Origin of the sequence: Kribbella solani, from assembly GCF_014205295.1 — a bacterium.
GTDB classification, from domain to species: Bacteria; Actinomycetota; Actinomycetes; order Propionibacteriales; family Kribbellaceae; genus Kribbella; species Kribbella solani.
Genome location: NZ_JACHNF010000001.1, coordinates 1,498,657 through 1,523,003, shown reverse-complemented (window position 1 = coordinate 1,523,003; position 24,347 = coordinate 1,498,657). Strand labels below are relative to the sequence as shown.

The following is a 24,347-nucleotide window of genomic DNA, read 5'->3' as shown; positions in this document are numbered from 1 at the left end:
ATGACAGTGGACGCAACGGGCGCGGCAGGCACGCTGGGTGAGGTTGCGGTGCGCGCCGCCGGCGTGTGGAAGGTGTACGGCGGCGGGCAGACCCGGGTGGAAGCGCTGGCCGACGTGAGCGCGGACTTCGGCAAGGGCCGGTTCACCGCGATCATGGGCCCGTCGGGCTCCGGGAAGTCCACGTTGCTGCACTGTCTCGCCGGCCTGGACAAGCCGTCGGACGGGCAGGTGTTCCTTGGTGACGTTGACCTGACCAAGCTGCCCGAGAAGCAGCTCACCCACCTGCGCCGCGACCGGATCGGCTTCGTCTTCCAGGCGTTCAACCTGGTCCCGACGCTGACCGCGCTGGAGAACATCACGCTGCCGCTCGACCTGGCCGGCCGCAAACCGGATCAGGACTGGCTCACCACGGTGATCGACACGATCGGTCTGACCGACCGGCTGAGCCACAAACCGGCTGAGCTGTCCGGCGGTCAGCAGCAGCGGGTCGCCTGTGCCCGCGCGCTGGTCTCCCGGCCGGACGTGGTGTTCGCCGACGAGCCGACCGGCAACCTCGACTCGCGGTCGTCGGCCGACGTGCTGGCGTTCCTGCACCGATCCGTACGGGATTTCCATCAGACGGTCGTGATGGTCACCCACGATCCGGCCGCCGCCGCGTACGCCGATCGGGTGCTCTTCCTGGCCGACGGCACCTTGGAGTCCGAGCTGGTGGACCCGACCGCCGAGTCGGTGCTCGACACGATGAAGCAGCTCGAAGCGGCCGGCGCCGAACACCTGGCCGGCTGATGCTCAAGCTCGCTGTCCGGTCGGTCCTCGCGCACCGGCTCCGGTTCCTGCTGTGTACGGTCGCGGTCACCCTCGGCATCGCGTTCGCGAGCGGCGCGATGGTTTTCACCGACACCTTGTCCACCGCGCTGAAGAAGAACTTCGCGGTCAGTACGGCCGATCTCACCGTCACCCCGGTCGCCCCGATCGACGCCGGTACGGACCGTCCGGCGACCTTCCAGTCCACGCTCGCCGACACGATCAGTGCCGTACCCGGCGTCGCGGTCGCCACGCCGCAGCTCCTGGTCGGCGGCGTCCAGGTCCTCACCCCGGACGGCAAGCCGGTCGACGCGAACAACGGGACGGGCTTCGGCGCGTCCTGGCCGCGCGACGCCCGGACCGCGCCGTTCAAGCTGATCACCGGCACGCCGCCGTCGGGCGGACGTCAACTGGCCATGGACGAGGCGACGGTCAACCGGGCCGGCTACCACCTCGGCGACCAGGTCCGCGTCGTCACGCCGACCGAATCCGTCACCGCGACCCTGGCCGCGATCATCACGCCCGCGGCCTCCGATGCCGCGGCAGGTGCGCCGATGGTCAGCTTCGACGGCGCCACCGCGCAGCGGCTGCTGCTCGGTACGACCGGCTGGACGTCGATCTCGATCGCGCTCAAACCAGGCGCCGATGCGGACACCGTGCGTACGGCGGTCTCGACGGCACTCGGCGATTCGGTCAAGGTCCGTACCGCCAAACAGGTCACCGCCGACGGTGAGCGCGAGCTCGACAGCACCTTCGGCGGGGTCAGCGGCGTCCTGGTCGTGTTCGCCGGGATCGCGTTGTTCGTCGGCGCGTTCCTGATCGTGAACACGTTCTCGATGGTCGTCGCGCAGCGGTCCCGCGAGCTCGCGATGCTGCGCGCGATCGGTGCGTCCCGCGGTCAGGTCACCGGCACTGTTCTCGCCGAGAGCGTCACGATCGGTGTCGCCGGGTCGACACTCGGGCTGCTGATCGGCATCGGCGTCGCGGTCATCAGCCAGCTCGTGTACGAGTCGCTCGACCTGCCGATCCCGTCCGCGTCACTCCAGGTCACCCCGGCAACGGTCATCGCCTCGTACCTGCTCGGCGTCGGGATCACCGTCGCCGCCGCCATCCCGGCCGCGCGCCGGGCCGGCAAGCTGCCGCCGATCGCCGCGATGCGCGACGACGTGACCGTCCCGGAGCGGTCGATCCTGGTCCGGGTCCTGATCGGCGCGTTCATGCTGCTGATGGCACTGGTGATGTACGCGATCGGCCTGAACGCGGGCGGCCTGCCCGGCGCCATCCTGATCGTCTTCGGCGGCACCATGGTGATTTTGAGCGTGGTTCTGCTCGGCCCGTTGATCAGCCGGTACGTCGTCCGCGCGCTGATGTCGCCGTTCGGCCGGAAGGCCCCGGTTACCCTCGGCCGCCGGAACGCCGAGCGCAACCCGCGGCGTACGTCCGCGACCGCGTCCGCCCTGATGATCTCGGTCTCGCTGATCAGCGGCCTGCTGGTGCTCGCCGCGTCGGTGAAGGCATCGATCGACCAGTCCATCTCGGACGACCTCGGCAACTCCGAGATCGTCGTCGAGTCCGGCGGATCGCTGAGCTTCAGCCCGCAGGTCGCCGACCGGGCCGCGAAGGTCGACGGCGTACGGTCCGTGCACCAGGTCCGCCGGCTCGACGGTCAGGTCGGCACCGCCACCGTCCAGGTCACCGGCGTCAGCGACGGCACGCTCGACGGGCCGATCACGGTCAAGTACGACAGCGGTTCCGCGGCCGTGCTGGCCAAGGGCCAGGCCGTGCTCCCCCGCAACCTGGCGAAAACGCTGGACGTGACGGTCGGCAAGAGCATCGAACTGGCGACCGCGACCGGCAAGCACAAGCTCACGGTCGGCGCGATCCTGGCCCCGAACCGGCAGCTGAACGGCGTCGTGCTGTCCATCCCGGCATACGAGTCCGTCGGCGGCACCGCGACCGACCGGACCCTCTACGTAGATGTTGCCGAAGGCAAGCAGGTGGGCCAGGTACGGGCCGGGATCCTGGATCAGGTCAGCAAGGACTACCCGTCGATCCAGGTGCGCGACCAGCACGCGTACGCCGCGACTGCCCGCGCGCCGGTGAACGGTGTGCTGGCCGGAATCGGGTTCCTGCTGGCGATGGCGATCCTGATCGCGCTGCTCGGCATCGTGAACACGCTCGCGCTCGGCGTGGTCGAGCGGACCCGGGAGATCGGGCTGCTGCGCGCGATCGGGATGGACCGGCCGCAGCTGCGCCGGATGCTGCGGGTCGAGTCGATCGCGATCACCCTGCTCGGCACGGTGCTCGGGCTGCTGCTCGGCGTCGGGATCGCCGCGTCGGTGCAGTCCGCGATGGTGGACAACGGGCTCGGCGTACGCGACATCCCGGTCCTCCAACTGGTGATCGCGGCCGTGGTCGCCGGGTGCTTCGGCGTACTGGCCGCCGTCTGGCCGTCCCGCCGCGCGGCCCGACTCGACGTGCTCCGGGCGATCGCGTCCGAGTGAGTGACACCGGCCGGACCTGCTCCCGGGCAGTCGCCCCGGGGCGAGTGCGGCCGGCTGCACCTACTCCCCCGGCAGTCGCCTCGGGGCGAGTGGGGCTGACTGGACCTGCTCCCCGGCGGACGCCTCGCGGTGAGTGGCGCCGACTGGAACTGCTCCCCGGCGGACGGCCCGGCGTAGGCGGCGCGGCGAGGTGGAGCCAGGTGGGTGACTTCACGGGTAGCCTGCGGGTGTGCCGGGGACCGTGCAGTCGATCGAGCGGGCCGCGGCGGTGCTGCGACTGCTCGCCGCCGCGCCGGACGGTCTCGGCGTCGCGGACCTCGCCAACGCGCTCGGCCTCGCCAAAACCACCGTGCACGGCATCCTCCGTACGCTGCACCAGGTCGGCTTCGTCGAACAGGACCACAGCGGCGCGCACTACCACCTGAGCGACGCGTTCGGCCGCCTCGGCGAAAGCTACCTGGACCCGAACGAGCTGCGCAGCCGCGCGATCAACTGGGCCGACTCCCTCGCCTCCCGCAGCGGCGAGGTGGTCCGGGTCGGCCGGCTGGTCGAAGGCAAGGTCGAGGTCGTGCATCACGTCTTCCGCCCGGACGACAGCGACCAGAACCTCGACGTCGGTACGACGCTCCCGCCGCACGCGACCGCCCTCGGAAAGGCGGTCCTCGCGTACGACACCAGTGGCGCGGCACAACCACGCCGGCTGGAGGCGTACACGACCCGGACCATCACCGACCCGGCTCGACTGTCCAAGGAGCTGGCGACCGTACGGGCGCGGGGCTGGGCCGGCGAGTTCGAAGAGCACACCGTGGAGCTCGCGAGCATCGCCGCCCCGATCCGCGGCCTCGGCGGCCTCGTGGTCGGCGCCGTCGGCCTCGCCGGCCGGGTGGAACGCATCTGCGACAGCAAACTCCGCCACCGCCCCGACCTCGTCACCATGGTCCAAGCCACCGCCCAAGCCATCGCCCGCGACCTCCGGGACGACACATGACCACCCACCCCTCACCCTCCCCACCACCCGCCACCCCTGCCACTCCCACCGGTCCCGCCAGTCCCACCGGTCCCACTGGTCCCACCGCCACCGCCGCCGCCACCGCGGCCGTCGCTGCGTCCGGCACCACCGCCACCACCGCCACCGCCACCGCCCTCGCCACCGCCGCCGTCGCCATTTCAGGGGTTAACCCCCGGGGCGGCGCCTTCACCCATCGCATGCGTGTGGTGAACGGTCCATTTCAGGGGTTAACCCCTGAAATGCCGGCGAGCGCGGACGCGCGCCCGGGCGTCGGGCGGGGCCGACGTACGGGCGTGGGGCGGGGCAGGCGTACGGACGTGGGGCCGGGCGCGCGCACGGGTGTAGGGGCGGGCGGGTGCACAGGCGTCGGGCGGGGTGGCTGGCCGGGCGTGGAGCCGGGTGCGCGCACGGGCGTCGGGCGGGGCGGGCGCACGGGAGCGGGGTGGGGCATCGAGCGGGGTGGGCGCGCGGACGTCGGGCGGGGCGGTTGGCCGGGCGTCGGGCAGGGCGAGCGCGCGGATGTTGGGCGGGGTGGGCACGCGGACGTCGGGCGGGGCGGTTGGCCGGGCGTCGGGCAGGGCGAGCGCGCGGATGTTGGGCGGGGTGGGCACGCGGACGTCGGGCGGGGCGGTTGGCCGGGCGTCGGGCAGGGCGAGCGCGCGGATGTTGGGCGGGGTGGGCGCGCGGGCGTCGGGGCGGACGGGTGTACGGGCGTCGGGTGGGGTGGTTGGCCGGGCGTGGGGTGGAGTGGCTGGGCGGGCGTCGGGCGGGGTGGTTGGCGGGGCGGGGGGATGGGCGTGGGTGGGCTGGTTGGGGGGTGGGTTGATGGCTGAGCAGTATGTGGCGGCGGTGGATCAGGGGACGAACTCGACTCGGTGCATCTTGTTCGATCGGCGGGGGCGGCTGGTTTCGGTGGCTCAGCGGGAGCATCGGCAGGTGTTTCCGCGGCCGGGGTGGGTCGAGCATGACGCGGCGGAGATCTGGCGGAACGTGACCCGGGTGGTGCCGGCCGCGATTCGGCAGATCGGGGCCGCGGCGTCGCAGGTCGTTGCCATCGGCATCACCAATCAGCGGGAGACCAGTCTGCTCTGGGATCGCCGGACGGGCGAACCGATCGGGCATGCGGTCGTCTGGCAGGACACCCGTACCGATCGGCTCGTCACCGAACTGGAGGGCGACGACGGCCCGGACCGTTTCGCCGACCTGTGCGGCCTGCCGTTGACGACGTACTTCTCGGCGCCGCGTATCCGCTGGATGCTCGACCACACGCCGGGGCTGCGCCGGCGCGCGGAGCGTGGTGAAGTGCTGTTCGGCACGATGGAGACCTGGCTGATCTGGAACTTCACCGGTGGTGCGTCCGGTGGTCTGCATGTCACGGACGTGACCAACGCGAGCCGGACGATGCTGATGAACATCGAGACGCTCGAATGGGACGACACGCTGCTCGCCGCCTTCGACGTGCCGCGCGCGATCCTGCCCGAGATCCGGCCGTCGTCCGGAGTGTTCGGTACGGCGACGGACGTACTTCCGGGCGTCCGGATCGGCGCCGCGCTGGGTGATCAGCAGGCGGCGTTGTTCGGTCAGACGTGTTTCAGTCCAGGCGAGGCGAAGTGCACGTACGGCACCGGATCGTTCCTGCTGATGAACACCGGCCAGGAGATCGTCCGGTCGAAGCACGGGATGCTGACCACGGTCGCGTACCGGATCGGCGAGCACCCGGCGACGTACGCGCTCGAAGGCTCGATGGCCGTGACCGGGTCGCTGGTGCAGTGGTTCCGGGACGGGCTCGGGATGATCCACACCGCCGCCGAGATCGAGACGCTGGCGCGGACGGTCGACGACAACGGCGGGGCGTACATCGTGCCGGCGTTCTCCGGGCTGTTCGCCCCGCACTGGCGCAGTGAGGCCCGCGGGGTGATCGCCGGACTTACGGGCTACATCACCAAAGGTCATCTGGCCCGGGCCGTACTCGAGGCGACCGGCTTTCAGACGCTCGAAGTGGTCGACGCGATGAACGCTGATTCGGGGATCGCGCTGACCGCGCTGAAGGTCGACGGCGGCATGACCGCGAACAACCTGCTGATGCAGTTCCTCGCCGATCTGCTCGATGTCCGGGTTGTCCGGCCGATGGTGAGCGAGACGGTGTCACTCGGCGCCGCGTACGCGGCCGGTCTCGCGGTCGGCTACTGGCCCGATCTGGAGGGACTACGCAGCAACTGGCACCGCGCCGGCCAGTGGATGCCGCATATGGACCCGGCCCGACGCGCATCCGAGTACGCCAACTGGCAGTCCGCCGTCCAACGCACCTTCAACTGGATCCGCCCCGAGGACCAGATGCCCTGAGGACCAGATGCCCTGAGGCTACGAGCCCAGCTGCTGGCCGTGGTTGTGCGACTTCAGATGGTCCGGGCGTGCCCCACCCGCGCTCCCCGGCGGCGGCGCCGAGGCGCCACCGGGCTGAGCGACGCCAACTCGGGGATCGATGAACTTCTCCTGGACGGCAGGTGCTTCGGGAGTCGCCGCGGCGGCTTCCAGCTTTCCGAGCGCCTCGAGAATCCCGGCACGAGCCTGCTCGCGGGCCGCTTCAGGATCGCGGGGAGCCGTCGCGGTCAGTGTGCCGAGTTGCGCTTCGACCACGACGCTCAGCTGCTCCTTGGTTTCCAGGTACTTCTCCGGAGACTGAGCCTGCAGCGGCGAGTTCGCCAGCAGACGACCTGCGATCTGCCACGACTTCTGCGGGGGCGACGCGAGATGGACCTCGCGGATGAACAGCCGCGGGTTCGCGCCTGCCTGCTTGGCCAGGTCGTCGAGAAGACCCTGAACGGCGGTCGCGGATCGACTCAGCTGGAGGTTCGCCGGCCTTGCCGTCCGTTCCTGGTAGCTCTTCGGGTCCAGCGTGCCATCAGCCAGCGCCCGGCCGTAGCTCGCCACCACCGCCACATCCTTGGGCGCTTGGGCCAGCAATCGGCGGGCAGTCTGGTCGCTGACGATGCCATCGGTACGCATCGCGTCCACGACCTCGCCGAACTTTTGCTGCAACCAGATCTCGCTGACGGCCAGCGAGTTCAGCCGCTGCCGCGGATAGCCGGGGCCGCTGGCTTCGTACGGCGGCCGGTGCGGTGGCGCGTCCGGAGCGCCGATCGCGGCGCGATCGGCCTCCTCGGCGACCAGCGCGAACAAGACGTCACGCTGCTCTTCGACAGCCGAACCGAAAGCCGGCTGCCCGAAGCCGGCGCGGCTCTGCCCGGTCATTTCGCCGATCACTTCCCACGCCCGGCCACCGACGTTCAGAGTGCCTTCCGGACCTACCGGCCTGGAATTCCGGTCGAACCAGATCTGCAGGTCGTCCCGACGGCTCCGTTCGGCATGCCACCAGCCGTTGCCGCCGCCGGGAAGCCCGCTCAGCTCCCGGGTGATCAGTGCGATCCGCTCGATCCTGGACCCGACCTCGATGTCGCGGCTGTCCAATGCGTCGGCGTCCGGCCGGTGGCCGCGCGAGTTCCGGCGCAGGGAGCGGATCTTGTCAATGCTCTGCTGCTGCTCCTGGGTGTTGATCCCGGTGTACACCGGCTTGTTCTTCCCGCGTCCGAACCTGATAGCCATCGGCATCTCCCAACTGCGACTTGCCGTCGGGATCAACCTTCCATCGGCCGAGGTCAGCGGACCGGCCTTTCGATCTGGGTCGAAATGATCGAGGAGGGCCGCGCGATCGCGGCCCTCCTCACCCCTCCGGGGCGGTCGGTCAGGCTGGGGAGACGATGTCGGGGGCGCCCAGGCGGACCTTGTCGGCTGACTCGTCGTCCGGCTGGTCCTGGGAGTCGCGTTCGGACTGGACTCGCTGCAGGTAGAACGACACCTCCCGGTCGATGGTGGCCTGGTCCCAGCCGAGGACCGGGGCGACCAGGCGGGCGGCTGCCTCGGCGGCGCCGACGCCGCGGTCCCAGGCTTCGATCGAGATCCGGGTCCGCCGGGCCAGGATGTCGTCGAGATGCCGAGCACCTTCGGCCTTGGCGCCGTACACGATCTCGGCCTTCAGGTAGTCCTGCGTGCCGGGCAGTTGCTCGCCCAGCGACGGGTCTTCCTCGACCAGTGCGAGCACCTCGTTGACCAGTACGCCGTACCGGTTGAGCAGGTGCTCGATCCGGGCGACGTGCAGACCGGACCGCTGCGACAACAGGTACCGCTGGTTCCACAGCGCCTGATAGCCGTCCGCGCCGACCAGCGGAATGTTCTTCGTGACACTGCGCGGTACCCGCCCGTCGAGCGCGTCCGCGGCCGCGTCGATCGCGTCCTTGGCCATCACCCGATACGTCGTGTACTTGCCCCCGGCAACCACCACGAGACCGGGTGCGGCGTGCGCGACGACATGTTCGCGGGACAGCTTCGACGTACTCTCCGACTCGCCCGCGAGCAACGGCCGCAGACCGGCGTACACGCCCTCGACGTCCTCCCGGGTCAACGGCGTGGTGAGGACCGCGTTCACATGGTCGAGCAGGTACTCGATGTCCTTGCTCGTCGCCGCCGGGTGCGCCTTGTCCAGGTGCCAGTCGGTGTCGGTCGTGCCGATCAGCCAGTGCCGGCCCCACGGGATGATGAACAGCACCGACTTCTCGGTCCGCAGGATCATCCCGGTGCTGGACTGGATCCGGTCCTTCGGTACGACCAGGTGGATGCCCTTCGAAGCGCGGACGTGGTACTGCCCGCGCTCCCCCACCATCGCCTGCGTGTCGTCGGTCCAGACCCCGGTCGCGTTCACGACCTGCTTGGCCCGTACCTCGAACTCGCGACCGCTCTCCAGGTCCTTCGCCTGCACGCCGGTGACGCGCTCACCCTGGCGCAGGAAGCCGGTGACCTTGACGCGGTTTGCCACGTGCGCGCCGTACGAGGCCGCGGTCCGCGCCAGCTCCATCGTGTGCCGCGCGTCGTCGACCTGCGCGTCGTAGTACTGCAACGCGCCGACCAGCGCGGACTTCTTCAGCGACGGAACCAGCCGCATCGCGCCCCGCCGGGTCAGGTGCCGGTGGATCGGCAGCCCGGCGCCAAGCCCGGAGGTGACCGCCATCCCGTCGTACAGCGCGACGCCCGCGCCCGCGTAGAACCGCTCCCACCAGCGGTGCTGGAGCGGGTACAGGAACGGCACCGGCTTGACCAGGTGCGGTGCCAGGCGCTGCAGGAGCAGGCCGCGCTCCTGCAGCGCCTCGTGCACGAGCCGGAAGTCCAGCATCTCCAGGTAGCGCAGGCCACCATGGATCAGCTTGCTGGACCGGCTGGAGGTCCCGCTCGCGAAGTCGCGGGCCTCCAGCAGTCCGGTGGTCAGGCCCCGGGTCGCGGCATCGAGCGCCGAGCCGGTGCCGACCACCCCGCCACCGATCACCAGGACGTCCAGTTCCCGTCCGTCGGCCATCGCGTCGATCGCGGCGGCCCTTGCTTGCGGTGACAGAGCCACTACAGCCACTGTGGTGTTCCTTCCGATTTCAGTACTGCCGTGAGGTGCCGCTGGTCAGTCGACGTCGACCCAGTCGAGGGTGCGCTGGACGGCCTTCTGCCACCCGGCGTACCCCTTGGTCCGCTGCTCGTCGTTCCACTCCGGCGACCACCGCTTGTCCTCGTTCCAGTTCTGGACGAGCTCTTCCTTGTTCTTCCAGAACCCGACCGCCAGCCCCGCCGCGTACGCCGCGCCGAGTGCCGTCGTCTCCGCGACGACCGGCTTGCTCACCGGGACGCCGAGGATGTCCGCCTGCATCTGCATGCAGAGTTCGTTCGCCGTCACGCCGCCGTCGACCTTGAGCACGTCGAGCTTCACGCCCGAGTCCTTCTCCATCGCGTCGGCGACGTCCTTGCTCTGGTAGCAGATCGCTTCCAGCGTCGCGCGGGCCAGGTGCGCGTTGGTGTTGAACCTGGACAGGCCGACGATCGCCCCGCGCGCGTCCGATCGCCAGTACGGCGCGAACAGCCCGGAGAACGCCGGTACGAAGTACACGCCGCCGTTGTCCGCGACCTGACGGGCCAGCGTCTCGGTCTCACTCGCGCCGGAGATGATGCCGAGCTGGTCACGCAGCCACTGCACCGCGGACCCGGTGACCGCGATCGAACCCTCCAGCGCGTACACCGGTGCCTCGTCGCCGAACTTGTAGGCCATCGTGCTGAGCAGACCGGCCTTCGACCGGACCAGCTCGGTACCGGTGTTCAGCAGCATGAAGTTGCCGGTGCCGTACGTGTTCTTGGCCTCGCCCGGATTGAAGCAGACCTGGCCGACGGTCGCCGCCTGCTGGTCACCCAGGTCGCCGGTCAGTCCGATCACGCCACCGAACGGCCCGTTCCGCAGCGTCTCACCGTACTTGTTCGGGTCCGACGACGGGCGGATCTCCGGCAGCATCTGCCGCGGGATGTTGAAGAAGCTGATCAACTCGTCGTCCCAGTCCAGGGTCTCGAGGTTCATCAGCATGGTCCGGCTGGCGTTGGTGACGTCGGTGATGTGGACGCCGCCCTCGGTGCCACCGGTCAGGTTCCAGAGCAGCCAGGTGTCGGTGTTGCCGAACACGGCGTCACCGGCTTCGGCGGCCTCGCGGACCCCGTCGACGTTCTCCAGAATCCACTGCACCTTGCCGGCTGAGAAGTAGGTCGCCGGCGGCAGCCCCGCCTTCTGCCGGATCACGTCGCCCTTGCCTTCCCGCTCCAGCGCGGCGGCGATCCGGTCCGTACGGGTGTCCTGCCAGACGATCGCGTTGTAGTACGGCCGCCCGGTCTTGCGGTTCCAGACCACCGCGGTCTCGCGCTGGTTGGTGATCCCGAGCGCGGCCAGATCACTGGCCTGCAGACCCTTCGCGTTCATCGCGGTCCGGATCACCGAACTCGTCCGCTCCCAGATCTCCACCGGGTTGTGCTCGACCCAGCCGGCCTGCGGCAGGATCTGCTCATGCTCCAGCTGGTGGATGCCCACCTCGTTACCGGAATGGTCGAAGATCATGAAGCGGGTACTCGTGGTGCCTTGGTCGACGGCACCGACGAAGTCAGCCATGGATAGTCCTCTCCTCACACTGCAGGAGTTGCAGGGGATGTGTCATGCGGTCTTCTCCTCCGGCACCCGGCCGGGTTCCTCTTCCTCGTCGGCGATCGGCAGGAAGCGGCCGATCAGCAGGTCGTACAGGGCGGCACCGACCAGCGCGCCGATGATCGGCGCCACGATCGGTACCCAGAAATAGAGCTCCCCGAACTGGTCCTTGAGCGCACCGCCGTAGCCGGTGATCAAGGACGCGAGCCTGGGCCCGAAGTCACGGGCGGGGTTGATCGCGTACCCGGCGTTCGTACCCCAGGCCATGCCGATGCCGACGACCACCAGGCCGATCAGCAGCGGGGCCAGGTTGGCCGCCGGCGCGGTGTTGCGGAGGTCGACGATGGCCAGGATCAGCAGCATCAGGATCGCGGTGCCGATGATCTGGTCGCGGAAACCGCCCCACATGTGGACGCCGAGCTCCGTACTGCCGTTGCCGGGCAGCGTCGAGAAGACGAACTGGCTCTTGATGGTGTGCCCGGGATCGAACTTGCCGAGCGCCTCGCTGTAGTTCCAGCGCACCACCAGCGCGGCCAGGAACGCGCCGAGGAACTGCGCCAGCGAGTACGGCAGCACCTTCTTCCAGCTGAAACCGCGGAACGCCGCCAATGCGATCGTCACCGCCGGATTGAGGTGCGCGCCGGTCATCCGGCCCGCGACGTACACCCCCATCGTCACCCCGAGACCCCAGGCCCACGCGATCGAGTCGTGGTTCCCCAGGCCTCCGGCCACCACCTGTGCCACCACACCGACGCCGAACAGGATCAGGATGAACGTGCCCAGGAACTCGGCTGAGCACTCCCCCAGAAGGGTCTTCGCCTTGACCGCTTCGGTCGTAGCCATACCGAACCTCCCTTCCCCGCCGTGCCAACCACGGCTGGCTGGAATCTAGGAGCGATCGCGAGGCGGCACAACGCTCACCGTTCGACATTGTCGAACGGTCGGAACCTGCTACGAAACGTACTCGCCGGGGCGGCGCGAGACGGTCGCCGACGGTAACGTTTGGCCCTCGTTTCCATCTCGGCCCGAGGAGCACCGGTCGTGGCGCTGTCCCCCTACACCTTCCGCGGCGCGCTGGCCGTTCTGGACCTCGACAACCGGAGCCGAACGGTGCTGGAGCGCGTGTTCGGCACCGCTCTCTTCGCCGGGGCCGGCGCGGCCGCGGTGGCCGGCGGGCCGATCGCCGGCCTCACCGCGGCGGCCTGGCTGTCGCTGGCCGACCCCAAGAACGAAGCGGTCGGCCTGCTCGACGCCATGGTCGGCGAGGTCTCCAAGCGACTCCGCGGCACCAAGGGCAAAGACCAACTCGAACTGATCGCCGCCGCGCACACGATCACCACCGTGTCGTCGTTCTTCGACGCCCTCCCGGAAACCATCGGCCGCGCCCACCGGGACCTGAAACTCACCGACCGCGAGCGCCACCGGCTCTCCAACCTCACCGACCTCACCGGCTCCGCGCGGTCCGCGCAGTCCGCGGCGGACGATCTGTTCGATGCGAAGGTGCCGATGTCGTCGCCCGAGCTCGGCATCGACGCGAACCTCGAGCGCAACCTCCGCCCGTACTACGAGCGCCTCGCCACCCGCTGCTTGGACTTCTTCACCGGCCTAGAAGCCTGGAAGGGACCCGCACCCCACGATGCCCTCTCAAAGGCAATCGTCGACCGTTCGGCCCGGCTCTACCGCAGCCGCATGCTGGAACTCGGCGAGTCAGCCCCGTTCAGCCTCTGGGTGCTGCTCAACGAACACGCCGCCACCCGCGACCTGATCCACACCCAAACGTCAGCACTCGGCGACCTCCGTACGCTCCTCACGATGGCGCTGCCCGGCACCCGCCCCGGGCGGAACAGCTACCGCGAGCAGCTGGAGCTGGTAGCTCGCGAAGTCCTCGACGAGCCCCTGCTGCGTACGCGCAACCCGGCCGTCGCGTCGCCGACGGTCCGGGACGGATTCGTCGAGCCGTCGTTCCACTACGCCGTCGCCAACGATCACTCCCAGCCGACGGACGAAGACTGGTGGTCGAACCAGCCGGAGCACTCGTCGCTTGTCGAGTACCTCGCGAGCTACCTGGCCAGCCCCGAGGGCGCTGGCCTGCCGTTGCTGCTCCTCGGCCATCCGGGAGCCGGGAAGTCGCTGCTGACCGAGGTCCTGGCCGCTCAGCTACCGGCCGACTCCTTCGCCGTCGTCCGGATTCCGCTTCGCTCGGTGAACCCGGATGACGAACTGACCATCCAGATCAACAAAGAGTTGCAACGTACGCTCCAACGCCCGAACGCCGACCTCGAAGACCTACGCCAGGAATGTGACTGCACGTCCTGCGCCGACCTGACCTGTACGCATCGGTGCCGGCTGGTCGTACTGCTCGACGGCTTCGACGAACTGGTCCAAGCGACCGGCGTGACGCAGTCGGCGTACTTGTCGAAGGTCGAGGCCTTCCAGAAGCGCGCCCAGAACTTGGGTAAGCCGACCGCTGTCATCGTCACGTCCCGCACCGTCGTGGCGGATCGCGCGGAGATCGCGCCCGGTACGCCGATGATCAAACTCCGCGAGTTCGACCGGCCGCGGATCGAACGCTGGCTCGACGCGTGGAACGCCGCGCATCAAGACATCGCCGATTTCGTCCCGCTCGACGCGGACGAGATGACCGACTCGGACGAAATCAGCGAGCTCACCTGCCAGCCGCTGCTCCTGCTGATGCTCGCGGTGTACCTGGCGGAGCTCGGTACGAACCAGCTGAGCGGCGCGAACCTGACCCAGAGCGAGCTGTACCAGCGGATCATGGACCGCTTCATCACCCGGCAGATCACCGAGAAGAGCGCGCCGGATCAGTCCGCCGCCCACCAGGCTGTGCTGCAACGTCGGCAGCGGAGGCAGCTGCAGTACGCCGCCTTCGGCATGTTCAACCGTGGCCGGCAGCACATCACCGACGCCGAACTCAACGCCGACCTGAACGCCCTGGACGACACCGCCACCGGATCACCCGCGCTCCAACCACTGACGTCCGCTGATCGGGTACTCGGCGAGTTCATGTTCGTCCACAACCCGAGGGCCGACCGGGAGCAACGCAGCGCGTACGAGTTCCTGCATGCCACTTTCGGCGAATTCCTCGTCGCCGAACTGATCCTGGATCTACTCGTCCGGCTGATGCGCCACCACGAACTCGAAGCCACCGACCTCAACCCCCAGCCGACCAGCCTCGACGACACCCTCCTCCGCCGCCTCCTGAGCCATCAACCGATCAGCACCCGTCTGCCGATCCGCCTCTTCGTCACCGAACTCGCGAACCGCCTACCCGCCGAGCAGCAACAACCCCTCCGCAACACCATCAGCGAACTCCTCCGCCGAGAACTCCCCCGCCCCGACACCGGCGACCCGCTCTACCACCCCCTCCCGTACGACCCCGTCCGCCGCCGCGCCTGCTACACCGCAAACCTGACAATCCTCCGCGTGGCACTCGACCCCGACCCGGTCCCCGTCAAGGACCTCGTCGGCCCAGACGCAGCCGACCGGTGGCGCCCCCTCGTCCACCTATGGCGTGCCGGTCTGGACAACACGGCTTGGGCATCCGTCCTCGAAGTCCTTGGCGTCGGCTACCCCGATGACGAGCTACCGTGGTGGGAGTTGCGGCTCGGCGTCCGGACCAATTGGAGCGAGGACCCGATGGTCCTTGAGGCGGCACTCCTGGGTGACTGCCAGCGAGAGGCCACGGTTCGCGTAGGATTCCTTGCCGCAGGGTACGGACAACAATCTCGATGGCGTCACAGCGACGTATTCGCGATCCAGCAGATCGCGGCCATCGAACTCCTGAGCTCCGGAAACTTGGGCTCAGATCGCATTCTTCCTGGCGACTTCCAATGGTTCGAGTCCATCCGGCGTCTGCTCAGCGATCAGCCGCCCATCAACGACAACGTCAAGCGCGGCCTTCTGGTGCTGCTGTCCAAGACGGCGTCCCAGCTGCCGGTCGACTACGTCACCGAGCTTCTCGCTCACGCACTTCCGCCGCCGCTGGATCTCAGCTGCGCAGTCGAACTGACAGGGATCGTGCTGTCTCATCCTTCGTTGCTAGACGATCTGCCAGACATGCAAGCAGGTATTACCGCAGTCGAGTTGCACGCCGCACCGGCAGTTGTTACCGCGCTCTGGCTTGCCGAAAGACTGACCGGCTCACACACCCGGGAGAAGTTTCGACAGCTTCGACTCGAAGTCGACGCTCGGATTTCGGCAAAGTCGTACAGAGAGTATTCACCTGCGCATTTCCCACCTGAGTTCCTCACCTACCTGCGGGTCGAACAACCATCGTCCTGGACGCAGGATTCCTCGGTTCTAGATATCTTCACGCACCTCGGCAGAACAGTCCTCGCGAGTATCGCCCCAGCGGATGCACTCCATCTCGCGCAGTCTTGGCCGGAGCAGTCGGCTGATTTTGTGAACAGGTATCTCCAGGCTCGCAACCTACCCACCGCGGCTGGCGAGGATCCCTTCGAGGTACTGCGCTCCTACGCTGCAAGCTGAGGGGACGCTGAGTGGGCTCAGTTGGAGCTTGCCAACCGATCCGTGATTCTGGGCGTCTGGGGGTTGGGTCCACTGGACATTCGGAGGGTTGGATGAGCGTATCGCTGCTTGGGGGATGGTTTCCGGCGATGCTGGACGTGCTGGCCGCGGGGGCGTTGATCGCCGCGGTGGGGTGGCGGAACCGGAACTGGCGGTGGCGGGCGGTTCCGCTGATCGCGGGGGCGACGTTGCTGCTGACGATGCTGGCGGCGTACCCGGGGGCGAAGGCGGTCGGGATCACCGATCCGTTGCCGTTCTCGGTGTGGTTCTGGTTCGGGCTCACGATTTCGGCACTGATCGTTCTCGCTGCCGGGTGGCGTACGGCGCGCTGGTGGCGGCGCGGCACCGCGGTCGTCGCGGCGGCGCTCGCTGCCCTGGTCTGCGCCAACGGCGTCAACCAGTTCGTCGGGTACTACCCGACCATCGACTCCGCGGTGAACGACTGGACGAACGCACCGCTCCCCGGCCAGGTGTCGATGGCCGGCCTGCGCGGCGGGGCGAGCGTGAAGGTACCGGCGGCCGGCCGGTTGGTCGCCGTGAACATCCCCGACACGTACAGTCACTTCGGCCACCGCCAGGAGCTCGTGTACCTGCCGCCGATCTGGTTCGTGAAGAGCGCGCACCGGCACCACCTGCCGGTGGTGGAGCTGATCGGCGGCGAGCGTGGCGGCCCGGGCGACTGGGTCCGGCTCGGCAACGCGGTGCAGGTCTCGGACGCGTACGCGCGCCAGCACCACGGTTTCGCGCCGATCCTGGTCTTCGCGGACGCCACCGAGCGGTTCGACAACGACACCGAGTGCGTGAACGGGCCGAAGGGCAACTCGGCCGATCACCTCGACCAGGACATCCCCAAGTACATCGAGAAGACCTTCGGCGCCGCCACCAACCCGGACCAGTGGGCGGTCGCCGGGTTCTCGATGGGCGGTACCTGCTCGATCGATCTGGTCGTCGAGCACCCGGACGTTTTCCACCACTTCCTGGACATCTCCGGCGACCTCGCGCCGTACACCAGCACCCCCGCGGCGAGCCTGCACGATCTGTACGGCGGTAATGTGGCCCTGGAGAAGGCGAACGAGCCGCTGCTGGTGATGCGCGCCCACGGCAAGTACACGGGAGTGAACGGATTGTTCCTGACCAGCACGCAGGAGCGCCGGCACCAGCACGAGGCCGAGGAGCTCTCGAAGGCCGCGGCCAAGGTAGGCATCTGGTCGCGGGTCCAGATCTCGCCCGGCACGCACGTGTGGCAGTTCGCGGCTCCGGCTTTCGCGACCGCTTATCCTTGGCTGGTCAGCCAACTTGCTCCCCAGGCCGGGCAGCACGGTCAGCACAGGGAAACGAGGCATACGAAACCGGCGTGATCAAAATACTCCGACGGCTCACCACCGGCTTGATACTGATCGTGATCATCTCCGCGCTGAACGCGGGCGACACGGTCAGTGAGGTCGACCTCGCGCAACTGCAGACCCCGGGCCTGGTGAACGTGGTCGCCCTCGGCGACTCGGTCACGTCGGGGACGAACTGCAACTGTTCAGGGTTTCCACAGATGTACGCCGACGCGCTCCAGGCGAAGCGCGGCAAGCCGGTGCACGTGGACAACCTCGGCGTTGGTGGACTCGACTCGACCGGGCTGCTGCAGAGCCTGAACCAGGACGACTCCACCGCCGAGGTCGCCACCGCCCGCGCGAGCGTGGTGCTGCTGACGATCGGCGCGAACGACTTCGGTGACCATCACGACGACGTCACCAGCGGCCAGTGCACCTCGGACTGCGTCGCGGACGAGTTCGAGCAGCTGACCGTCAACCTCGGCAAGATCCTGAACCGGATCCACGTCCTCCGCGATCACCTGCCGACCACGATCCTGATGACCGGGTACTGGAACGTGTTCAAGGACGGCGCGGTCGCCCAGCAGCAGTACCCGGCGAGTGGGCGGGTCGCGAGTGACCAGCTCACCGTGCGTACGAACAGCGCGATCGCCGCGGCGGCACATGCGGACGACGCGACGTACGTCGACATCTACTCGCCGTTCGAGGACGACGCGACGAACATCACCGCGCTGCTCGCCCCCGACGGCGACCACCCGAACGCGGCCGGGCACGCCCTGATCGCGCAGATCCTGCTGAACGCGACGCCCAGCCACCTGAAGACGACCGTCCACAAGGGCTAGGCGCCGCCCAGTTTCAGGTGGCCGGCGTTGCGGCCTTGGCGTCCTGGTTCTCCGGGAAGTGGCACGCCGTCTGGTGCCCCGGCGCGAGCTCGATCAGCGGCGGTTCCTGGGTCTTGCAGATCTCCTGCGCCTTCCAGCAGCGGGTGTGGAAGCGGCAGGCCGGCGGCGGGTTGATCGGGCTCGGGACGTCGCCCTGCAACCGGATCCGCTCCTGCTTGCCCTTCCGCTTCGTGTCCGGCACCGGCACCGCCGACAGCAACGCGACCGTGTACGGGTGCATCGGCCGCTCGTACAGGCTGACCCGGTCCGCGAGCTCGACGATCTTGCCGAGGTACATCACCGCGACCCGGTCCGACACGTGCCGGACCACCGACAGGTCGTGCGCAATCATCACGTACGTCAGGTCGAACTCGTCCTGCAGGTCCTCCAGCAGGTTCACCACCTGGGCCTGGATGGACACGTCCAGCGCGGACACCGGCTCGTCGGCGACGATCAGCTTCGGCCGCAGCGCGAGCGTCCGGGCGATCCCGATCCGCTGCCGCTGACCACCGGAGAACTCGTGCGGGTACCGGTTGTAGTGCTCCGGGCTCAGACCGACCAGCTCCAGCAGCTCCTGGACGGCCTTCTTCACGCCGTGCTCGGTCTTCACGTGCTGCAGCCGGAACGGCGCGCCGACGATCTTGCCGACCGTGTGCCGCGGGTTCAGCGAACCGTACGGGTCCTGGAAGATCATCTGCACGTCGCGGCGCATCGGCCGCATCCGGCCCTCGCCGAGGTGGCTGATGTCCCGCCCTTCGAACCTGATCGTGCCGGAGGTCGGTTCGAGCAGCCGGGTGAGCAGCCGGCCGGTGGTGGTCTTGCCGCAGCCGGACTCCCCCACCAGCGACAGCGTCTCGCCGCGGGTCACGTTGAAGGTCAGGCCGTCGACCGCCTGGACCGCGCCGACCTGCCGCTGCAGGATGCCCTTGCGGATCGGGAAGTGCTTGACGAGGCCGTCGACCGCGAGCAGCTCCTCGCCCATCTTCGGCACCGCCGGAGTGGGTTCGGGCGTCGAGTCGGTGTCAGTAGTGGTCACAGGAGTCCCGTTCACAGCTTCGGCTTGATGTCGTTCTCCCACGCCTGCCGGCGGTTCTGCGGGGAGAGATGGCAGGCGACCAGGTGGCCGTTCCCGGTGTCGAGCAGCTCCGGACGCTCGGTCTCGCTGGCGCCGTTGTTCAGGTGCGCGTAGTTGCAGCGCGGGTTGAACGCGCAGCCGCTCGGTACGTTGATCAGGCTCGGCGGCGTGCCCTTGATCGGCACCAGCCGCTCGGTACGCTCCCGGTCGATCCGCGGCATCGAGCCGAGCAGACCCCAGGTGTACGGGTGCTGCGGCCGGTCGAAGATGCTCTCGGCGGTGCCGTACTCGACCGCGCGGCCGGCGTACATCACCTGGATGTCGTCGGCCAGCTCGGCGACCACGCCGAGGTCGTGGGTGATGATGATGACGGCCGAGTTGAACTCCCGCTGCAGGTCCCGGATCAGGTCCAGGATCTGCGCCTGCACGGTGACGTCCAGCGCGGTCGTCGGCTCGTCGGCGATCAGCAGGTCCGGGTCGCAGGACAGTGCCATCGCGATCATCGCGCGCTGCCGCATCCCGCCGGAGAACTCGTGCGGGTACGCGTCCACGCGCTTGTCCGGCTGCGGGATGCCGACCCGGTCCAGCATCTCGATCGCGTGCTTGCGGGCGACCTGTTTGCTGACCTCGTTATGTACGCGGTAGGCCTCGATGATCTGTTTGCCGACCGTGTAGAACGGATGCATCGCCGACAGCGGGTCCTGGAAGATCATCGCCATCCGCTTGCCGCGAAGCAGCCGGACCTCTTCGCGCGACGAGCTGACCAGGTCCTGCCCGTCGAGGAAGATCTGACCGCTGATGTTCGCCACGCCCGGCTTGTGCAGGCCCATGATCGACAGGCTGGTGACGCTCTTGCCGGAGCCGGACTCGCCGACGATGCCGAGCGTCTTGCCGCGCTCCAGCTTGAACGACACCCCGTCGACGGACTTGACCAGCCCGTCGTCGGTCGGGAAGTGCACCTTCAGGTCCCGCACGTCGAGAAACGCGTCACCGCGTTCGATGGTTTCGGTCATGAGATCCGCACCCTCGGGTCGACGACGGCGTACAGGAGGTCAACGATCAGGTTCGCCAGCACGATGAAGAACGCGGCGACCAGCGTCACGCCGAGTACCTTCGGCAGGTCGTTGGCGCGCAGCGCGATCACGGCGTACTGGCCGATGCCCGGCAGCGAGAAGGTGGTTTCGGTCAGGATCGCTCCGCCCAGCAGCAGGCCGAGGTCCAGTCCGAAGATGGTCAGGATCGGGGTCAGCGCGGATCGCAGGCCGTGCTTGATGATCACGTCCCGCTCGGTCAGGCCCTTGGCCCGCGCGGTCCGGACGAAGTCCTCGTTCATCGTCTCCAGCATGCCCGCGCGGGTCAGTCGCGCGTACGCCGCGGCGTACAGGAACGCGAGCGTCACCCACGGGAGGATCAGGTCGTACGCCCACCACAACGGATTGGTTTCGTCGAGCGGGTTCGTACCGCCCTGCTGGGTCCAGCCGAGGTTGTAACTGAAGATCGACAACGCCAGCAGGCCGGTGAAGAAGATCGGCAGCGAGACGCCGGCCAGCGCCACCGACATCAGCGATCGATCCAGGATCGACCCGCGTCTGAGGGCCGAGATGATGCCGGTGCCGACGCCGGTGACCAGCCAGATGAAGGCGGCACCACCGGCCAGTGACGCGGTCACGGGTATTCGCGCGACCAGGTCCGGCCAGACCGGCTGCTGGGTCAGGAAGGAGTACCCGAAGCACGGCGCGGGGCAGTGCTCGGTGGCCGGACCGTAGTTGTAGTCCTGGCCGACGACCAGGCCCTTCACGAACCGGCCGTACTGCACGTAGAGAGGATCGGTGAAGCCGAGCCTGACTGCGGTCTCGTGGACCTGCTCCTGACTGGCGCTCCTGCCGACGTAGCGGGACGCCAGGTCGTCGGCGGTGGCACCGCCGAGCTTCGGGACCATGAAGAAGATCGAGAACGTGACTGCCGTGACGATGAAGAGCAGGATCACTGCCCCGATCACCCGGCGGACCAGATATGCGAGCACCGTGCGCGGCGGTGGTGGCCGGGGATCATCGCTGATCACCGGCCACCGTCAGCCTTCACCTACCTCTGCTGGCGACAATGATGGTTGTACAGGGCAACCACATGGGCAACTACTTCTGCGCGAGCCCGATCGCCGCGTAGTCGTACATGTTCTGGCCGTGGTTCGTGAACACGTTGGCCAGCGTGTCCGGGCGGTACAGCAGGCCCTTGGCCCAGATGCCCGGCAGCGCCGCCGCCTGCTCCATCACCTTCTTGTCGACGTCCACCCAGAGCTTGTTCCGGGCGGTTTCGTCGGTGGTGGACATCGCCTGGTCGATCAGCTTGTCGACCTCGGGGATGCGGATACCCAGGTTGGTGTTACCACCGGTGGCCCGGATCACCCGGCTGTCGACGATCTGGCTGAGGAAGCCGAAGCCGTCGTTCCAGTCCGCGCCCCAGCTGTAGACGATCAGGCCGAGCTTGTTCGCCAGCGCGAAGTCCGGCTTGCCGGCGAACCGCTTGGTGTAGTCACCGGTCGGGTACGGCTTGGTGGTCAGCACGATGCCGGCCTTCGCCAGCGACTGCTGCAGCGTCTCCGCGACCGCCTTCTCCTTGGCCCGGTCGGCGCGGTAGGCGATGTTCATCGGGAAGCCGTTCGGCTGACCGCACTGCTTCAGCTCGTCCTTGGCCTTCTGGACGTTGCCGTTCTTGTCGGTCTCGAAGCCGTAGTCGTCGAACTTCTCCGCACCGGTGATCGACGGCGGCATCAGGTTGGTGGCGATGTCGCCACCGATCGGGCCGCCGTACGCGCGCTGGTAGCCCTCGTGGTCGGCGGCGTACAGCACGGCCTTGCGGCAGTGGATGTTGTCCAGCGGCGCGACCTGGCTGTTCAGCACGGTGAAGTTCAGCCGCGGCGCCGGCACGTTGTCGGCGTGCGCCTTCAGCTTCGGGTCGGCCAGGATCTTCGCCTGGGTCTCCGGCTGCACGCCGGTACCGGCGATGTCGACGTCGAGGTCGCCGGCGATCAGCCGGTTGTCGATGTCGGTGCCGTTCACGTTGAACGCGACGGTGATCTTGTCCGGCAGCGCCTTGCGGCCCGAGTCCGGGTCGGTGGACGCGTCGTACTGGTCGTTGCGGACCAGGCTGATGCCCGAGTTCGCGTCATAGCTCGCGAACTTGTACGGACCGGTCGAGATCGGGTGTTCCTTGTACTTCGCGCCGGTGTCCTTCGCCTGCGGCACCGGAGCCGTCGACGGCAGCTGGGCGAAGTAGTCGAAGCTCGCGAACGGCTTGTTCAGGTGGAAGATGATGGTCTGGTCGTCCGGCGTCTCGATCGCCTTCGCCACGCCGGCCAGCGTCTTGTCCTTGTAGACGCTGTACCCCTTCGGGATGTCCAGCAGGAAGTCGTTGAAGTACGTCGGGCCGTTCGGCAGCGTCGCCTTGTCCAGCGACCGCGCCACCGCGTACTTGACGTCCTTCGAGGTGACCTCGGTGCCGTCCTCGAACTTCACGCCCTTGCGGATCTTGTACGTCCAGGTCTTCGCGCCGTCGCTCGGCACGCCTGGCGCCTCGGCCAGGTCCGGCACCGGCTTCGCGCCGTCGGCGCCCGGCGCCGCCTTGAACGTCATCAGCGGCCGGACGTAGTTCCGGACCAGGTTCCAGGACAGGCCGTAGTAGGTGTCACCGGGGTCGGTAGAGTCCCAGTTCTCGGTGATCGCCATCCGCAGGGTGCCACCCTTTTTGTCGCTCGGGTTGAACACCTTGTCCACGGCCGCGTTGAACTCGGGAGTGGCGCCACCGCCGCCGCTGTTCGAGCCCCCCGACTGCGCCTTCGGTCCACCACAAGCCACCAGGCTCAAGGCGACGGCCGCACTGACGGCGGTGACCGTCGTGATGCGATTCCATCTCATCTCTTGTTGCACCCCTTTATTCGTGAGAGCTGTGACATCCATGAGCTCCCTGGTTGGAGAGAAGACCTACCGCGATCGCGGGTCGAGGGCATCGCGCAGCCCGTCGCCGAACAAGTTGAAGGCCAGCACGGTCAGGAAGATCGCCAGGCCGGGCGGCACCATGTACATCGGGTCGACCTGGTACCAGTTCGCCGCCGTGGAGAGCATGTCGCCCCAGCTCGCGGTCGGCGGCCGGACCCCGACGCCGAGGTACGACAGGCCGGCCTCGAACAGCACGTTGGTCGGAATCAGCAGCGTCGCGTACACCAGGATCGGGGCGATCAGGTTCGGCAGCAGCTCGGTGAACAGGATGTACGGACGCCGGGCGCCGAGGCTCCGGGCCGCGTCGACGAACTCCCGTTCGCGCAGCGACAGGGTCTGGCCGCGGATGATCCGGCCGATGTACGGCCAGCTGAAGAAGCCGATGATGAACACGATCAGCGCGACCCGGAGCGCGTCGCCCTGCAGGCCGAGGATCGAGTCCGGCACCACGCCGACCAGGGCGAGCGCGAACAGCACCAGCGGGAAGGCCAGGAAGATGTCCATCAGCCGGCTGATCAGGGTGTCCACCCAGCCGCCGAAGTACCCGGCGGTGATGCCCAGCACGACGCCGATCACCACCGACAGCAAGGTCGCGAGGAACGCGATCAGCAGCGAGATCCGGGCGCCGTACAGGATCCGGGCGAAGATGTCGCGGCCGTTCACCGGCTCGACGCCGAACGGGTGACTGGCGCTGATCCCGCCGAGCTTGCCGATCGGGATCTGCAGCGACGGGTCGACCAGGTCCTGGTGGAAGTCGTTCGGGGTGACGCCGACCAGCTTGCAGATCAGCGGCGCGAAGATGCCGACCACGATCAGGAACAGCACGAAGATGCCGCCGGCGATCGCTACCTTGTCCCGCTTCAGCCGCATCCAGGAGATCTGCCAGAGTGACCGGCCCTCGATCTTGCCGGCACCCGCGAGCAGCGCCTCCGGCTGAGCGGACGACGCCGCGGGATCGACCTCGAGTGGCGCGCTCACGCGATCTGTACCCCTACCTGGTGTGGGTGAACCGGGACGAAATCCGGCCTGACTGCCGCCTTAACCTGCCGCCATTACAGCGCGGAGTCAAAGGCCGGAAGACCTGCGTTGCGCGATCGTGACCGGCAAGAAATCGTCCCGTATCGTGGACAAACCGCAGTAAACCACGCACGTCCACCCACG

At 68.3% G+C, this 24,347-nt stretch carries 16 protein-coding genes; 7 read left to right on the top strand and 9 right to left on the bottom strand.

What is annotated here, in order from left to right; genetic code table 11:
* The 4 genes from HDA44_RS06640 to glpK (HDA44_RS06625) all read left to right on the top strand — a co-directional run bounded on the left by HDA44_RS06640 (position 1) and on the right by glpK (HDA44_RS06625) (position 6,660).
* Positions 1-786: an ABC transporter ATP-binding protein gene (locus tag HDA44_RS06640; RefSeq protein WP_184832206.1), complete on the top strand. Its 786-nt coding sequence runs from the start codon at positions 1-3 to the stop codon at positions 784-786.
* Positions 786-3,308 (top strand): ABC transporter permease, encoded by a 2,523-nt coding sequence (locus HDA44_RS06635; protein ID WP_184832205.1) that lies wholly within the window; start codon positions 786-788, stop codon positions 3,306-3,308. The genes HDA44_RS06640 and HDA44_RS06635 overlap by 1 nt, the downstream gene beginning before the upstream one ends.
* Before the next feature lie 229 nt (positions 3,309-3,537).
* Positions 3,538-4,296 carry an IclR family transcriptional regulator gene (locus HDA44_RS38435; RefSeq protein ID WP_184832203.1) on the top strand — a complete coding sequence of 253 codons (759 nt, stop codon included), beginning with the start codon at positions 3,538-3,540 and terminating at the stop codon, positions 4,294-4,296.
* An 846-nt stretch (positions 4,297-5,142) separates the two neighbouring features.
* Positions 5,143-6,660 (top strand): glycerol kinase GlpK, encoded by a 1,518-nt coding sequence (gene glpK, locus HDA44_RS06625; protein ID WP_184832202.1) that lies wholly within the window; start codon positions 5,143-5,145, stop codon positions 6,658-6,660.
* 18 nt (positions 6,661-6,678) lie between these two features.
* Here glpK (HDA44_RS06625) and HDA44_RS06620 read toward each other — a convergent pair whose 3' ends face one another.
* From HDA44_RS06620 to HDA44_RS06605, 4 genes are all read right to left on the bottom strand, one after another.
* On the bottom strand, positions 6,679-7,920 hold the full coding sequence (locus tag HDA44_RS06620) for a hypothetical protein (protein WP_184832201.1): 1,242 nt from the start codon (positions 7,918-7,920) through the stop codon (positions 6,679-6,681).
* Between the two features lie 139 nt (positions 7,921-8,059).
* Positions 8,060-9,772 (bottom strand): glycerol-3-phosphate dehydrogenase/oxidase, encoded by a 1,713-nt coding sequence (locus HDA44_RS06615; protein ID WP_319041064.1) that lies wholly within the window; start codon positions 9,770-9,772, stop codon positions 8,060-8,062.
* 45 nt (positions 9,773-9,817) lie between these two features.
* Positions 9,818-11,335, bottom strand: coding sequence for a glycerol kinase GlpK (glpK, locus tag HDA44_RS06610; RefSeq protein WP_184832200.1), 1,518 nt, complete (start codon positions 11,333-11,335; stop codon positions 9,818-9,820).
* A gap of 42 nt (positions 11,336-11,377) precedes the next feature.
* Positions 11,378-12,211 (bottom strand): MIP/aquaporin family protein, encoded by an 834-nt coding sequence (locus HDA44_RS06605; RefSeq protein ID WP_184832199.1) that lies wholly within the window; start codon positions 12,209-12,211, stop codon positions 11,378-11,380.
* Positions 12,212-12,409: 198 nt separating this feature from the next.
* Between HDA44_RS06605 and HDA44_RS06600 the strand changes: the two genes are divergently transcribed.
* The 3 genes from HDA44_RS06600 (at position 12,410) to HDA44_RS06590 (ending at position 18,080) form a co-directional block, all read left to right on the top strand.
* Positions 12,410-15,877: an NACHT domain-containing protein gene (locus HDA44_RS06600; protein ID WP_184832198.1), complete on the top strand. Its 3,468-nt coding sequence runs from the start codon at positions 12,410-12,412 to the stop codon at positions 15,875-15,877.
* A gap of 92 nt (positions 15,878-15,969) precedes the next feature.
* Positions 15,970-17,274, top strand: coding sequence for an alpha/beta hydrolase (locus tag HDA44_RS06595; protein ID WP_184832197.1), 1,305 nt, complete (start codon positions 15,970-15,972; stop codon positions 17,272-17,274).
* Positions 17,271-18,080 carry an SGNH/GDSL hydrolase family protein gene (locus HDA44_RS06590; RefSeq protein WP_184832195.1) on the top strand — a complete coding sequence of 270 codons (810 nt, stop codon included), beginning with the start codon at positions 17,271-17,273 and terminating at the stop codon, positions 18,078-18,080. Before HDA44_RS06595 ends, HDA44_RS06590 begins: the two co-directional genes overlap by 4 nt.
* 13 nt (positions 18,081-18,093) lie before the next feature.
* On the opposite strand, the gene HDA44_RS06585 is transcribed toward HDA44_RS06590, so the two are convergent.
* The 5 genes from HDA44_RS06585 to HDA44_RS06565 all read right to left on the bottom strand — a co-directional run bounded on the left by HDA44_RS06585 (position 18,094) and on the right by HDA44_RS06565 (position 24,164).
* Complete coding sequence (locus HDA44_RS06585; protein WP_425557162.1) at positions 18,094-19,155, bottom strand: ABC transporter ATP-binding protein; 1,062 nt, start codon at positions 19,153-19,155, stop codon at positions 18,094-18,096.
* An 11-nt stretch (positions 19,156-19,166) separates the two neighbouring features.
* Positions 19,167-20,207: an ABC transporter ATP-binding protein gene (locus HDA44_RS06580; protein ID WP_184832193.1), complete on the bottom strand. Its 1,041-nt coding sequence runs from the start codon at positions 20,205-20,207 to the stop codon at positions 19,167-19,169.
* A complete protein-coding gene (locus HDA44_RS06575) occupies positions 20,204-21,256 on the bottom strand; it encodes an ABC transporter permease (protein ID WP_319040543.1) in 1,053 nt (350 codons plus the stop codon). The genes HDA44_RS06580 and HDA44_RS06575 overlap by 4 nt, the downstream gene beginning before the upstream one ends.
* A 70-nt stretch (positions 21,257-21,326) precedes the next feature.
* Positions 21,327-23,105 carry an ABC transporter substrate-binding protein gene (locus HDA44_RS06570; RefSeq protein WP_184832191.1) on the bottom strand — a complete coding sequence of 593 codons (1,779 nt, stop codon included), beginning with the start codon at positions 23,103-23,105 and terminating at the stop codon, positions 21,327-21,329.
* Positions 23,106-23,171: 66 nt separating this feature from the next.
* Positions 23,172-24,164 carry an ABC transporter permease gene (locus tag HDA44_RS06565; protein ID WP_184832190.1) on the bottom strand — a complete coding sequence of 331 codons (993 nt, stop codon included), beginning with the start codon at positions 24,162-24,164 and terminating at the stop codon, positions 23,172-23,174.
* Positions 24,165-24,347 lie beyond the last annotated feature (183 nt).

Bases quoted from the DNA above. Each gene is read 5' to 3' on its own strand.
- HDA44_RS06640 (WP_184832206.1), top strand. From the start codon at position 1: ATGACAGTGGACGCAACGGGCGCGGCAGGCACGCTGGGTGAGGTTGCG.
- HDA44_RS06635 (WP_184832205.1), top strand. From the start codon at position 786: ATGCTCAAGCTCGCTGTCCGGTCGGTCCTCGCGCACCGGCTCCGGTTC.
- glpK (WP_184832202.1), top strand. From the start codon at position 5,143: ATGGCTGAGCAGTATGTGGCGGCGGTGGATCAGGGGACGAACTCGACT.
- HDA44_RS06620 (WP_184832201.1), bottom strand. From the start codon at position 7,920: ATGGCTATCAGGTTCGGACGCGGGAAGAACAAGCCGGTGTACACCGGG.
- glpK (WP_184832200.1), bottom strand. From the start codon at position 11,335: ATGGCTGACTTCGTCGGTGCCGTCGACCAAGGCACCACGAGTACCCGC.
- HDA44_RS06605 (WP_184832199.1), bottom strand. From the start codon at position 12,211: ATGGCTACGACCGAAGCGGTCAAGGCGAAGACCCTTCTGGGGGAGTGC.
- HDA44_RS06595 (WP_184832197.1), top strand. From the start codon at position 15,970: ATGAGCGTATCGCTGCTTGGGGGATGGTTTCCGGCGATGCTGGACGTG.
- HDA44_RS06580 (WP_184832193.1), bottom strand. From the start codon at position 20,207: ATGACCGAAACCATCGAACGCGGTGACGCGTTTCTCGACGTGCGGGAC.
- HDA44_RS06570 (WP_184832191.1), bottom strand. From the start codon at position 23,105: ATGAGATGGAATCGCATCACGACGGTCACCGCCGTCAGTGCGGCCGTC.